The organism is Moorena sp. SIO4G3 (assembly GCF_010692305.1).
GTDB classification, from domain to species: Bacteria; Cyanobacteriota; Cyanobacteriia; order Cyanobacteriales; family Coleofasciculaceae; genus Moorena; species Moorena producens_A.
Genome location: NZ_JAAHIG010000079.1, coordinates 16,465 through 29,438, shown reverse-complemented (window position 1 = coordinate 29,438; position 12,974 = coordinate 16,465). Strand labels below are relative to the sequence as shown.

At 42.9% G+C, this 12,974-nt stretch carries 13 protein-coding genes; 4 read left to right on the top strand and 9 right to left on the bottom strand.

Annotated features, from left to right (window positions below):
- Positions 1–216: hypothetical protein (locus tag F6J99_RS16300; RefSeq protein WP_293113835.1), on the top strand; the 216-nt coding region annotated here is incomplete at its 5' end.
- Positions 217–341: 125 nt separating this feature from the next.
- Here F6J99_RS16300 and F6J99_RS16295 read toward each other — a convergent pair.
- The 8 genes from F6J99_RS16295 to F6J99_RS16260 all read right to left on the bottom strand — a co-directional run bounded on the left by F6J99_RS16295 (position 342) and on the right by F6J99_RS16260 (position 8,344).
- The gene (locus F6J99_RS16295; protein WP_293113834.1) at positions 342–2,018 is read right to left on the bottom strand and encodes a formylglycine-generating enzyme family protein; all 1,677 of its coding nucleotides are present in this window, start codon (positions 2,016–2,018) and stop codon (positions 342–344) included.
- Between the two features lie 5 nt (positions 2,019–2,023).
- On the bottom strand, positions 2,024–3,076 hold the full coding sequence (locus F6J99_RS16290) for a VWA containing CoxE family protein (protein WP_293113833.1): 1,053 nt from the start codon (positions 3,074–3,076) through the stop codon (positions 2,024–2,026).
- Positions 3,077–3,349: 273 nt separating this feature from the next.
- The gene (locus F6J99_RS16285; RefSeq protein WP_293113832.1) at positions 3,350–4,315 is read right to left on the bottom strand and encodes a MoxR family ATPase; all 966 of its coding nucleotides are present in this window, start codon (positions 4,313–4,315) and stop codon (positions 3,350–3,352) included.
- A 9-nt stretch (positions 4,316–4,324) separates the two neighbouring features.
- Positions 4,325–5,317: a hypothetical protein gene (locus tag F6J99_RS16280; RefSeq protein ID WP_293113831.1), complete on the bottom strand. Its 993-nt coding sequence runs from the start codon at positions 5,315–5,317 to the stop codon at positions 4,325–4,327.
- Positions 5,318–5,346: 29 nt separating this feature from the next.
- Positions 5,347–6,210 (bottom strand): trypsin-like peptidase domain-containing protein, encoded by an 864-nt coding sequence (locus tag F6J99_RS16275; protein ID WP_293113830.1) that lies wholly within the window; start codon positions 6,208–6,210, stop codon positions 5,347–5,349.
- 16 nt (positions 6,211–6,226) lie between these two features.
- Positions 6,227–6,568: a CU044_2847 family protein gene (locus tag F6J99_RS16270; RefSeq protein ID WP_293113829.1), complete on the bottom strand. Its 342-nt coding sequence runs from the start codon at positions 6,566–6,568 to the stop codon at positions 6,227–6,229.
- A gap of 46 nt (positions 6,569–6,614) precedes the next feature.
- Positions 6,615–7,091 (bottom strand): DUF4112 domain-containing protein, encoded by a 477-nt coding sequence (locus F6J99_RS16265; protein WP_070391092.1) that lies wholly within the window; start codon positions 7,089–7,091, stop codon positions 6,615–6,617.
- 197 nt (positions 7,092–7,288) lie between these two features.
- Positions 7,289–8,344, bottom strand: coding sequence for a YihY/virulence factor BrkB family protein (locus F6J99_RS16260; RefSeq protein WP_293113828.1), 1,056 nt, complete (start codon positions 8,342–8,344; stop codon positions 7,289–7,291).
- 200 nt (positions 8,345–8,544) lie between these two features.
- Here F6J99_RS16260 and F6J99_RS16255 point away from each other — a divergent pair, with 200 nt between their 5' ends.
- The 3 genes from F6J99_RS16255 (at position 8,545) to F6J99_RS16245 (ending at position 11,041) form a co-directional block, all read left to right on the top strand.
- Entirely contained in the window at positions 8,545–9,099 is a 555-nt protein-coding gene (locus F6J99_RS16255) for a hypothetical protein (protein WP_293113827.1), read from the top strand.
- 402 nt (positions 9,100–9,501) lie between these two features.
- Positions 9,502–10,479 carry a class II glutamine amidotransferase gene (locus F6J99_RS16250; RefSeq protein ID WP_293113826.1) on the top strand — a complete coding sequence of 326 codons (978 nt, stop codon included), beginning with the start codon at positions 9,502–9,504 and terminating at the stop codon, positions 10,477–10,479.
- Between the two features lie 118 nt (positions 10,480–10,597).
- Positions 10,598–11,041 carry a DoxX family protein gene (locus F6J99_RS16245; RefSeq protein WP_293113825.1) on the top strand — a complete coding sequence of 148 codons (444 nt, stop codon included), beginning with the start codon at positions 10,598–10,600 and terminating at the stop codon, positions 11,039–11,041.
- Between the two features lie 258 nt (positions 11,042–11,299).
- On the opposite strand, the gene F6J99_RS16240 is transcribed toward F6J99_RS16245, so the two are convergent.
- Complete coding sequence (locus F6J99_RS16240; protein WP_293113824.1) at positions 11,300–12,940, bottom strand: tetratricopeptide repeat protein; 1,641 nt, start codon at positions 12,938–12,940, stop codon at positions 11,300–11,302.
- Positions 12,941–12,974 lie beyond the last annotated feature (34 nt).

Sequence of the window (12,974 nt, the reverse complement as noted above, 5' to 3'; positions counted from 1 at the left end):
GTGGAACTGGCATCTTGCCAGTGGTTCTACAGGTGGAACTGGCATCTTGCCAGTGGTTCTACAGGTGGAACTGGCATCTTGCCAGTGGTTCTACAGGTGGAACTGGCATCTTGCCAGTGGTTCTACAATTTTAACTGGCATCTTGCCAGTGATTCTACAGGTGGAACTGGCATCTTGCCAGTGATTCTACAAGTGGAACTGGCATCTTGCCAGTGATATATTACTAGTTATTGAGATTGACACAGGCAGCCTATTCCAGCAACAGGCTAGAAGCCTGTTCCACAAGAAGAAAAAAAACAGGGCAAAGGGCAAAAAGGCAAAAGGGTAAAGGGTTACGGAGTTCACCCACACCCACACACCACACGAAAACCAAAAGAGTCGACGAGCCAGAGGCCGGGATTAAAGTAGTAGCGAGACCCAGAACGGCAGATACCAGGGTCGTCGACCCAGGAACCACCCCGCAAAAGACGCCGCTTATTATCATTTTTATTATCATTGTCAGACTCATCAAGCCAGGCACTGCCATCTCTCGGCGCACCTTTATAGTTTGAGTGCCAATGGTCTGCACACCACTCCCACACATTCCCATGCATATCGTAGAGTCCAAAGTCATTCCCTACCCCAAAACTCCCCACTGGGGTTGTTTTCTGAGTATATTTGCCTTTGGAACCAGAGCCATAAGTATACTTGCCATTATAGTTAGCAAACTCTGTAGTAATCGTCTCTCCAAAATGAAACGGAGTAGTTGTACCTGCTCGACAAGCATACTCCCACTCGGCTTCACTGGGCAAGCGATAAGGGCGTTTCGTATACTGGGACAGCCGCTCACAAAACTCCACTGCATCATCCCAAGAGACTCGCTCTACAGGTCGGTTTTTACCTTTAAAATGGGATGGATCGCGTTTAAGTTCTCTGTTGACTTGGGGTAGGTCGGCGACGGCTTGCCATTGGGCTTGGGTAACTGGGTATTTGCCCATCAAGAAGGATTTAACCGCGACTTGATGCTGGGGACTTTCACTGTCTCTATGCCCCTCTTCGGTTTCTGGGGAACCCATGATAAAGCTTCCTTCAGGAATGGCAACCATCTCTAGCTCAAGTCCATTCCCCAAATCTTCGGTAAAACCATCAGCTTGTTGCTGATGACGGTTGATGATTAGTTCTGGTTTTCTTCTGAACCAGCCTGTTTGTTTCCACTCAATAGTTGCCACTTCAAACTCAAAAGGTTCTAGCTCAATCTCTGGGAATATCTCTGTTTCTGCTCCCAGCCCAATGATTACCACCTCACATTCAAAGGTTTGCATGGGTGGAAAACCTTCAAGCTGAGTGACTTGATTAAGGCTAAGGTTTACCCCATGAACACCATAGGATTGACTAGCATCAGGGGGAATTTTACCGTTGAGCCAGATTCCGAGGGATTGAGCAAATTTCATTAAGGAGTCATATTGACTCAACTGGGGTCTAAATTCTTGAATTAGACGCTGTAATCGGGCTAATTCTGCCTGTCCATTTTTTCCTCGGTGAACCAATCCTTGTAGGGCTGTGGCAATCTCCTCTTCTGCTTTAGTGCGATGTTGATCTAAATACACCATGGCTGCCCATTGTTGTGCCTGGAATTCTCGCTGTCGGCTAGGGGGATTGGTTCCCATTAAATAAGTCACGTAGTCCATCAGCAATTGGGCAACGGATTTGAGGCGATTTGTGCCAAATTTGTGCTGAAATTCTGGTGTTTCAAATTGTGCCAATAAATTAGACCGTACCGCCGGAGTCATGGCATATAATTCATAACCAACTGGACGGCATAACTCCGATAACAGTAAATCTGCTTCTGCTATCCAAGGCACTTCCTCGTTCAGTAAAAATTGCACTCGGATATAATTGACCAATTCCGGAGTCAAGACCAAGGGCAAGGCGCAATGACAAGCTAGATAGCGATAGTTGGGCTGAAACCTGGCAACAAATCGTTCAATTTGTTGGTTGGCTATTTCTTCGGTTAATTGGTCAAATGAGGACGTTGTCATAGATCTTAACGAATCTTTGCGATCGCTTGATTTAACCCATGAGGATCGAGGGGGTACATTGGTACTAAATGAGCGATAAATTGGGCAGTGCTTCCTTGCCAGCGTTCAGAGGGAACGGGATTCAACCAGGCAATTAACTTGGTATGCTGTCTAATGTGCCACAAAACTTCAGCGGTTGCTGAAAATCTTTCGGAACGGCGATCGCCACGAGCTGCTCCCCCATCGCTGACAATTAAAACACTGGTATCCCCATCGGAGTCTGCCAAAATCCACTCAAACTTTACCTTTTCGGTTAGATAAGGGTCTTTATAAAGATACTCTGCGGGAACATTGTGGAAATAGCCCACCCGCACCCGATGGATATTACTGTCGTGTTGGGCGGTTTCGACTAAATCTCGCGTAAAGCGGTGAAAGGGAGTCATAGAGCCTTCCTGATCCAGCAACAAGAGCAAATCAGCGTGATTTTGCTCCCGTCGGCTGTATTTCGGCTTTAAAAAAAATCCCTGTTGGCAGACCTTGGCAATTGTCCCTTCCACATCCAGAACATCTTCTCTACCATCTGCCACCATCCGCCGCAAATAACGCCAGCTATAAACCATATACCTGCGAGAAATGGGATAATAAGCTTGGAAATCCCGGTCTTCTGTGTGTTCTAATAAATTGATTGATGATTTGACCGGCAGTAAAGATAATTCAGGAACTGGAGTAGGAGATTCTACCTTTGAGGTAAGCTGTTCCCTAGGGGAGAAAGCAGGGGGATTCTTAGGGGAGGACGATGATTCAGATGATTCTGAGGGAATTTCCCTTGGTTTTGCGTCTTCTTGGCTTTCTTCTGCCCTAATGGAAGAAAAAATGACTTCTAAATGGTCTTGTTGGGCTAAGGAATGACACCAAAGCGATCGCAGGAGTTTTTTGAGAGCATTGGCATCCTGCACTCCCCAGCCGCCCTCCATAGCTTGTAAGGCAGCTAAATATTCATTAATTCCCAAAGCAAACCCATCCCGGCGCAAGCGGTAAAAGAGGCGAGTTAACAGAGAGCGGGGATTAAAGTTACTCATACCAATTTCATAAAATAGTGAAACACGTAGAAGATCCCCCTAAATCCCCCTTAACAAGGGGGACTTTAAGTCGAGTTCCCCCCTTTTTCAAGGGGGACTTTAAGTCGAGTTCCCCCCTTTTTCAAGGGGGACTTTAACTCCAGTTCCCCCCTTTTTCAAGGGGGATTTTAACTCCAGTTCTCCTTAACAAGGGGGACTTTAAGTCCAGTTCCCCCCTTTTTCAAGGGGGGCTAGGGGGGATCTGATCTGTAGCCTCATTAAAGGAAATTGGTATCATGAACCTGCATAATTGGGATTTTGCCAATCTTGCCGCAATTTAAATACTAAATCTCGATAGGGAATTGTCTTATCTTGCTGGAGTTTAGTCACAGCATAGGGTTTCGATTTAAAGTGATGTAAGGCAGCCAGCCAATCCAGAAACTCACTGGTTCCCGGAGGTTTAAACAGACTTTTATCCTCTCGTATCTTTAAAAATTTAGCGATCGCAGTCGTCACTAAATCAGATTTGGGCATTGCCATGGTCTCTGGTTTCTGTTTCTGTTGATAGTGAACCTTGACAATTTTCTCTAACTCTTCTGGTTGACTAGGGAAACGCACATAGTGATATAAACAGCGGCGTAAGAAGGGAGAGGGGAGACTGCCTTTTTCTTTATTACTGGTAATAATGATAATTGGTAGTTGCTCTTGATTCGCCTCAATGATTTCTCCTGTTTCCCGAATAAAAAATTTCCAAGGTTTATCCAATATCGACAGTAAATCATTGGGGAAATCTACATCAGCCTTGTCAATTTCATCAATTAGCAACACTGCCGGATAGTCGTGGGATTGAAAGGCTTTTCCCAGGGGACCTAGTTCACAGTAATCGTTTGGTTCTTGAGGATTTCTCGGTTGTCCAGTTTTCGGATTAATAGACGGGGTTAAGTTTTGGGTTTGGACATCATGCAAGCGCAAAATGGCATCGTATTCATATAATCCTTCTTGGACTTTGGTGGTTGAACGAATATCCCAGCGATAAAAGGGTAACCCTAATTCATAAGCCACTGCCACTGCTAATCGGGTTTTACCACATCCCGATTCTCCTTCAATTAACAGGGGTCTTTTCATAAAAATTGCCAAATTTACGGCTTCAATTAATTCGCTGTCGGCAATATAGGGTTCTAATTCTGTGGGAGAATCTGGATGACATTGTTTAGGTCGATGTTTTGGATTGCCCTGGAAGATGTACTTAGGAGGATTCATAGGCTATAACTAAAGTTTATTAAATTTTTGTTTCAACATGTAACAGGTTTTTTCTGGATTTCCTTTAGAATAATCAAAGATGTATTTTGACTCAAGCAAGCTTTTTTGAATAGAATATTTATAAGTATCTTCAATCCATTCACGAATATCTTTATGGGTCCATGTTATTGGTAAAGACAATTTAAAAATTTTTTGCTTATTGAATTTTAAGGTTGGACAGAAATGAGGTAAGTATTGACATTCCTCTGACAAACAAGAATAACTAGTGGTCAGAAAAAGGATAATTCTAATATTTGCATACTTCTGAGATAGTTGAGACTGTTTTTTAGTTAGAGGAATCCAAAAATACTCCATAAACCAGGATAATAATGAATCTTGATTTTCCCCAAGAGCATCCCAATCATTCAATTCAAAAAAAACAAGACTTCCAACTTGCAATCCATTCGTGATTTTATCAATAATATTGATAGCCTCTTGTTGAGGATTATCAACTGTTTGAGTCTCCGAATCAGAGTTAGGTATAAAGTTTGCGATCGCACTTAATAAACTTTGTTCATCTACAATATTATTCGCTATCACATTAATCGGGTAATGTCTCCAGTCATCACTGTCTTTGCTTAGATCGTCTCGAATGTCATAAACCAATAATTCTCCTTTAGTTTCCTTGATATTTTCAATTAAAAAAAAAGCCGAGCCTCCCTTACGAGTACTAGCAAATTTTTCGATAATTTTATTAATTAGATTTCTCGGTTTGCTAAAATCAATCTTTGGTAGCTTTTTGTCAAAGCGATTTCCTCTTTGATTGTTGGTTAATGATGAGTGTTGATATGAACTAATATCAAATTCAATTTTCTCAAGGTCAGAAAAATATATGTCACTTTCCTTTTTTAAATTCTTATATTTAATTGAGGCAGGATCACTGAATCCCATTTGGATGACAATGTTCCTAATTTTTTCTTCTAAATCTTTTTTTTCTTGTTCCAAAAACTCTCTACGATTCATTTATTTTAAATTATCAAATACCTAAAAAGCTAAAAACTAGATAATTTATTTTCAATTTTCTCAAGATCTGAAAAATATTCTTCAGTTATCTTTTTGAGATTTTTATATTCATTTGACGCGGGATCATGGAATCCCATTTGATTAAAAATGTTCCTAATTTTTTCTTCTAAATCTTTTTTTTCTTGTTCCAGACAACTTATCCTAAATGGTGACAACCGTGGCTTAACTGGTTTTTCTATTTCCTGAGTTCGGATAACAATTGACTCCAAATCTACCCAAGCCTTCACTAAAATTTTTGTCGGAATCATAAACGCGACTTTTGTCGTTTCTCGCTTGCGGTCTGCGGCAACTACCATCCCCACCACTCCCTGCAATTTTTCATCCCAAACCGGAGAACCACTAAATCCTGGTTCAATCCCGTATCCAGTTACCTTAGTATCTTCCAGTTGAAACCATTGTTTAGCATTTTGCTCTGACAATACCCCAGTTGCCCAAACCCCAAACGGAACTTTCCTAGGACAGCCAAATACTTTAAATCGATTATTTGCAATATTTTCTGATAAGATCAGGCGAGTCTGGTGAGCAGAAGCAGGAAGCTGATCAAGTTTCAAAACCGCAATATCTTCTATCGCTTCCTCGGAATCTTCTAAAGGAGATTCAGGATGCCAGCAAATAACCCTCGCCGAAAATTTATTTGTGCCATTAAGCAAAGGAAAATCAACGCTTATTTCTCCCTTAGGGCGGCTCTGTGTGGTGCTATAAATTGACAATGCTTCTGCCACGACATGAGCACAGGTTAACGCATAGTGTTCAGATACCAGAAAGCCAATACCAACTACTTGGTCTTGATTAAAGAGCCGAATAATTGACATTTTATGGGCATTAAAATCCATTGATTTAATTTATCCTCTACTTGCCCTGATTCTTATTACTGCTCCATTTCAAGGTAATTTCATAGCTGACTTCGCCACCCACAGAGGCAAACACCGCTCCCGCATCCGCCGTCAATTTCAAACCAAATTTTACCTCCACTTCATCGGCGGGTTGGTTGAGGTCCCGCAATTTGGTGATAACCGCAGAAGCAACCGGTTTGATTTGATCTAGGGCTTCTTCAAAGGTCTGCCGTGCCTTAAGGACTTGTTTTCCTCCCAGGCTGACTCGCTCAATGCCACGGCTTTCTGGTTTTTCCACTTCTACGAGAAATGTAGTTCCATCCGCTAGGGAAAATTGAGCTAATTGTTTTTCTTCCATTGTTTGTGTCTTCTCACTCCCATTCAGCAACCCCAGACATTGTTGCTCAGCTAGTAATTGCCGTAATCACCCAGGCTACGATCGCAAGACTAATCCCCACAGCAACTACCAAAACTACAGCCAACCCTGCCAACAGTAAGATAAGAAACAACCAATCGGATTTTTGTGGTGTTGATGATGATACATTTAGTTCTTTCTCTAACAACTCTACATTTTTGACATTTGCCTTCCAGGCCGCATCCACCAGATCCCCTAAGACCGGTATAGAACCACTAACTGTCTCAAGAAGGATATTTAGCACCATCTCCACCAAGGTAGATCGAGACACTCCCAGTCGTGCTGCTTCTACCACAATATATGATGAAATGATAGTTGCCACAAAGTCGCCCCCCCCTGGCAACAGACCGATGATGGGATCTAAACCAATCCGATAACCTGTTCCTGGGATAGGAATAGCATTGTCCAGTAGGTAGCTTACCCGACGTACACGCCTTAAGGTCGATGTTTTGCGATCATTCCTCATGGGCTTCTATAGGTTGAAGGTTGTTTGTCAGAATGTAGAATGAAGAATGTAGAATGTAGAAGGCAAAATCTAGAAGGCAAAATCTAGAAGGCAAAATCTAGAAGGCAGAATGGTGAATGGTGAATTCTCAATTCTCCATTCTCAATTCTCAATTATTCATTCTACATTCTCAATTCTCAAAAGTGTTTCAGCTGATATCATGGTTTTTTGGCCTTAGCTAATTTTCTTCTTGATCTAGGTCTGCGATGGGATGCTTCCATTGCTTCTCCTACTATCACATTCAACTGGTCTCCCAATAACAGTACCAGGGAAGTCATGTAAAGCCAAAGCTGTAAGATAATTATGGCTGTTACGGTACCATAGACTTTGTTGTAATTGCTGAAATTCGCAGCAACGTAGTGCCGAAACAATCCTGAAGCCACTGCCCAGGAAATGGCTGCTAAAACTGCTCCTGGCAATATCGGTGTTCCGATCTGCCAACGGCTTGGTCCGTAGCGGTAGATAAAGGCAAAGGATGCCGCCACCATACTCAAGGCTACGGGCCAGCTCAACAGACTCCATAGTGTCAGCAAGATGGAAGCTCCACTGGTATCAACGACTGTTTTTAGCACCCAGTGACTGATAAATACCAAAAACGATGCAATCACTAGCAGTATGATACTACCCATGGTTAAGCCCAGAGAAATCAACTTAGCTTTCCAAAAGGGTCGTTGTTGCTCTCGGGGGATGTGGTGGATGTGATCAAGGGCATCCATCGCTGCACTCAGTGCCCCAGAAGATACCCAAATGGCTACGATAAAACTCAGGGAAAATAGACTGCTATTGGTGCTGAGGTGAATTTGCTCGGTAAATTCCTGAATTGGCTGCACCGCCTGAGCCGGACCCACTTCGCTCATCATTTTCAGAGCTTGCTCCTGGGCCGCTTGACTCAGCTCGGGCGAGTGCTGGTACCAGGTTAGTTGTAAGGAATATTCAAACAAGCCAATCGCTGTCAGAATTGCTAAAATTGCTGGAAACAGAGCTAACATGGCGTTATATGCCATTTCAGCAGATAGACCCATTAAGCGACGTTCCATCGCACGGTTGAAAGTCTTCCTTAGGGTTACCAGATTCAGGTAACCAAAGAAACGGAAGAAACGAAAAAAACCCTTAGATAGCATAAGTTCTGGTGTGAGCAGGGGCTTGCTACAAATTAATTTGCCAATTTTACCCGTAGTTTGCCCATTATTAGTGTTCAGTAATTTAATCGACACACTTTACTATTTTATTGACAGTTGACCGTTAACCCTCAGTAGGCTATAGCGCGTGTCGCGTATCAGCTATCAGCCTGTGGCCACATTAAGGGAACAGTTTATGGCCATAGCGCATATGCTTACATCCCTCACCCCTCAACCGTGATTAAATTTGATTATATTTTATTTGATCACTGCTATAGCCGATGGAGTAGTTGTTGATGAGCAGCAATGGGTCGCTTACCGAATGGTTAGCCCAAATCAAAGAACTGAAGCAGCAGCTGGCCGATAGCATTAAAGAGTGCCAAGCTGCGGATAAAAGTGCAGCTCATTGGCGTCAGTTATATAATACTGAAGCTCAGCAACGGCGTATCGAAAGCCAACTCGCTCAAGAGCAAATCGAAACTCTCAAGGGTCAACTGCAAAAATTACAACAAGACGGATTTCAACTCAAATCCGATCAACTGGAGACGGTATCGAGTATTGACCAGAATGTGGAACAACTGCAAACGGTTGAGGAACTAAGGGCAACCCTTAAGTCAGTCATGGCAGAACGCGATCGCTTAATCGATGCCTTAAAGACTGAGCAAGCCAACCATGCTCAAACCCGCGAAAACTTAACGGTTGTGATTAGTGATACTGTTGAGCAACTGGCTAAAGAAAGAAAGAGTGAACCTTCCCAGGTAGAGGATGTTACTGTGAGCGAGTCTACCCCATCTCCCCAGTCTACCCCATCTCCCCATCTCCCCAGCTTCGACAATGAAGATAGTTGGTAAGTATATGCGCTACAGATGGTGCTACTTGAGGTGCGGTCAGCGGTCAGCTTCGTGGCACAGGCTTCCAGCCTGTGACTTCACTCAGATCAAAAAATGGTTACCTGTTTCATTCACAAACTGATAGCTGATACGCGACACGCTGATACGCGACACGCTGATACGCGACACGCTGATACGCGACACGCTGATACGCGACACGCTGATACGCGACACGCTGATACGCGACACGCTGATACGCGACACGCTGATACGCGACACGCTGATAGCTTACCTAGTCACTGTCCATCATAGGATTAATCACAATGGTGAGAGATATCAGTACAACATTCCTAACCACCAACTGTCACTTATACGATATACTTTCCCTGAACTCTACAAATAATGACATCAAGGATAGCATCTATGTGCAGAGTACTGGGATATATTGGAGAACCTTTACCAATTTCCAAGTTAATCCTCGAACCTGATAATTCTTTGGTTAATCAAAGTTACGATTCAGATTACCATCATATGGTACAGTTAGCAGGGTTCGGACTAGCTACTTGGAAAAAAGACACTCTCACCGCCAATTATCCTTTCCTCTATAAAGGAACTAAACCACCTTTTTATGACAGAAATTTAAAGTCTTTGTGTGAGAGTCATGAGACTAATTTACTTTTATCCCACATCCGAGCAGCATACTACACTTATGAAGCGGTTGTCCATGAGCATAATTGCCACCCGTTTATTTTTCCAGGATTCCGTTTAGCTTTAGCACACAATGGCTGGATATACGGGTTTAAAGAGATTCGCTTCCCTTTATTAAATAAGTGCAGACCAGAAATTATCCAGAATCTAGAGGGAAGTACCGATACTGAGGTAATCTATGCTCTAATTATGTCACAGGTCGATGATCCGACCAAGGATTTGTCTGTTGATGAAATTCTAGATGCTATCAACAAGACAGTTAAAATTATTCTTGATGTTAAAACTGAGTACAATTGTGAAGGAATCAGTGTTCTAAAATTGTTCCTGGCAGATAGTAATGATTTATTAGTTGCCAATCTCGGGATTGGCTATAACCGACAGCTAGATGTACCAGGTGACTGGCAAAAATTAACAAATGAAGAATTACAAGAGCTGAAAAACGATAGTGAAAAAGATGCATTCTACCTCCTCAAGAGTCCTGTTTGGTCATTGAAGGGCAAAAATTTTGGAGATTATGATGGTTTTAAGATGCAATCTGCAGCAGATGAAGATGTACGCTCTGTTATTATTTCTTCCGAACCACTGACTGAAGATGTTACTGGTTGGTCACAGGTTCCTTTTCAACATATTTGTTTCTTCGATAACAATAATGGTAATCCAAGAGTTCAGACAAAACCATTTCCCTTCAACTAATTTTTATCCAGTCGGGGATATATAACTGGTAATCGAACAGGTAGGTTGGGTCGAGGTGTTATACCCAACCATTTCCTATAATAAGGGGTTATAGCGCTGATCAAAAAACCTGGAAATTATGAAAAAATACATTCCACTCCTAGGGCGGATATGCCTTTGTGCTGTTTTTCTTAAAGCTGGTATCGATAAACTATTTAACCCAACCTATACTCAACAATTGATGGAATCCAAAGGGGTTCCCGGTGTACTGATTATTCCCACCATCATTATACTGTTGGCGGGTGGATTATCGGTATTACTAGGCTATAAAGCTCGTTGGGGAGCATTAGCGCTAATTGGATTTTTAATTCCCACCACCTTGATTTTTCACACCGATTTCTCTAATCAAATGCAAGAAATTCAATTTCTGAAGAATCTAGGACTAATTGGTGGATTATTGATGGTAGCAACCTTTGGACCAGGACCAGTTAGCTTTGATCAACGCAGTCTCTGGGATCGGGTCCGGTTCCTCTTGCCATTAAAGTATGGCTGGCGGAGAATCTTAGATCGATCTGGGTTTTAGGCAGTCGGCAGTCGGGAGTCGGGAGTCGGGAGGTTTGGAGAGATGGGGAGATGGGGAGATGGGGAGATGGGGAGATGGGGAGATGGGGAGATGGAGAGATGGGGAGATGGGGAGATGGGGAGTCAGATGAGGGAATCCATCAAGATAATCAGAAAAAAAGTATTTAAAGATACCAAATTAATCCCAAACTAATTCTTCCCTCTCCCCACACTCTTGTGCTCTCCCCTCTCTCCCCACACTACCCCCTCTCCCCACACTCTATTCCCTCAACTGTGTCACTAGGTTCTTAACCTCAGAACTGTTGAGGAATTGCAGAAATTCCTGGGTCAGCTGCTGCTGCTTTTGCCGAAACTCAAGAATACGGTCTTGCTGAACAGGAGTTCTTTCTGCTATCGGAATAGTAATCAGTTGATTGAGTTGTTCCCTTAGGGAAAGCTGCTGCTGCAAAATCGCCTCATAGCCTGCTTTGATTTGCTCCTCTTCAGGTAAGTATGGTATTTTGTCGTGAACCCTAGTTTGAGTCTTGTCTTGATTAGACAAATCCTCTTTTTGCTCTGGCACTGGGAATAAATTTAGCACCAGTTCCGCCGACTGCACCCGTTTTTGTTGCTGCAGCAACTCAGATAAACTTAGATAGGCATTATCCAAGTTGAGTTTATAGGACTGCTTTTGCTCCTCAGACAGTTTCTGCTGAGACAATTTAGTGATATCTTGCCCCAGGGACTGATATACATTGACTGCTTGCTTATGAAAAATAATGGCGAGTTCTGGCTGGTTTTGTGCCGCCAGTACAGCACCAATAGTCCTAAAGGTAAATGCTTCCCCAGCTAATGAACCCACTTCCCGATGCATCACTAGGGCTTGTTGGTGGGTTAAGAATGCTTGTTCGTACTTTCCCAGGCGATGGTAAGCGATACCTAAATTATTCAGAAGCATTCCCTCTGAAATGCGATCGCTTACTTCCTTGGCAATAGTCAAGGCTTGCTGATAGGACAACTGTTCCTGTTCGTAGTTGCCTAGACGGTGGTGAACTAACCCTAGGCTATTGAGCAGTGTTCCTTCGTCTGCCTGTGACACTAGAGAATTGTTTTCGGGATTATCCAGTATTTCTCGATAGATATCGAGAGCTTGCTGGTAGGAATCCAGGGACTGGTGCTCCTGACCCAGCTTATAGTATATATTCCCCAAATTATGGAGAGTCCTGCCTTCGTAGCCACGATTGCTCACTTCTCGGTAGATGGCTAAGGCTTGTTGATAGAATTCTAGGGACTTTTGATCGTCCCCTAGGTTGGAATACGTTAACCCCAGATTATTAAGAGTACTCCCTTCCCCGGTGCGATCGCCTAATTCTCGATCAATTGCTAAGGATTGCTCAAAGAACGACCTTGCTAACTGATATTGACCCAATTCATCATGAACCCACCCAATAAAATATAGCGCTACTCCTTCTTGATAGCGATCGCCAATGTTTCGTTTAAGTTCTAGGTACTGCTGGAAGCTCTGTAAAGCCTTTTGTAATTGACCTGTACTTAACTGTTGGCGACCTTTAACATAGAGCTGCTGGGGTGGAGTGACTTGGTCAAGACTAGTTTGATCAAGACTAGTTTGATCAAGACTAGTTTGATCAAGACTAGTTTGATCAAGACTAGTTTGGTCAAGACTAGTTTCGTCAAGACTAGTTTGATCAAGACTAGTTTGGTCAAGACTAGTTTCGTCAAGACTAGTTTGGTCAAGACTAGTTTGGTCAAGACTAGTTTGGTCAAGACTAGTTTGGTCAAGACTAGTTTCGTCTTGACCAAGAACAGGCGAAAGGGGGAATGTCACAGAAATGAGTAAAGAGGCAGTGGTCAGCAGGAAGGATGAAGGAACATGAATAAAGGATAAGAGTTTTTGCTTCAATTCAAACTTCCTAGTTTCCACTTGACAAGTGTGT

Excerpts from the sequence above, each read along its gene's own strand:
- F6J99_RS16295 (WP_293113834.1), bottom strand. The coding sequence starts at position 2,018 with ATGACAACGTCCTCATTTGACCAATTAACCGAAGAAATAGCCAACCAA.
- F6J99_RS16290 (WP_293113833.1), bottom strand. The coding sequence starts at position 3,076 with ATGAGTAACTTTAATCCCCGCTCTCTGTTAACTCGCCTCTTTTACCGC.
- F6J99_RS16285 (WP_293113832.1), bottom strand. The coding sequence starts at position 4,315 with ATGAATCCTCCTAAGTACATCTTCCAGGGCAATCCAAAACATCGACCT.
- F6J99_RS16280 (WP_293113831.1), bottom strand. The coding sequence starts at position 5,317 with ATGAATCGTAGAGAGTTTTTGGAACAAGAAAAAAAAGATTTAGAAGAA.
- F6J99_RS16275 (WP_293113830.1), bottom strand. The coding sequence starts at position 6,210 with ATGGATTTTAATGCCCATAAAATGTCAATTATTCGGCTCTTTAATCAA.
- F6J99_RS16270 (WP_293113829.1), bottom strand. The coding sequence starts at position 6,568 with ATGGAAGAAAAACAATTAGCTCAATTTTCCCTAGCGGATGGAACTACA.
- F6J99_RS16265 (WP_070391092.1), bottom strand. The coding sequence starts at position 7,091 with ATGAGGAATGATCGCAAAACATCGACCTTAAGGCGTGTACGTCGGGTA.
- F6J99_RS16255 (WP_293113827.1), top strand. The coding sequence starts at position 8,545 with ATGAGCAGCAATGGGTCGCTTACCGAATGGTTAGCCCAAATCAAAGAA.
- F6J99_RS16250 (WP_293113826.1), top strand. The coding sequence starts at position 9,502 with ATGTGCAGAGTACTGGGATATATTGGAGAACCTTTACCAATTTCCAAG.
- F6J99_RS16245 (WP_293113825.1), top strand. The coding sequence starts at position 10,598 with ATGAAAAAATACATTCCACTCCTAGGGCGGATATGCCTTTGTGCTGTT.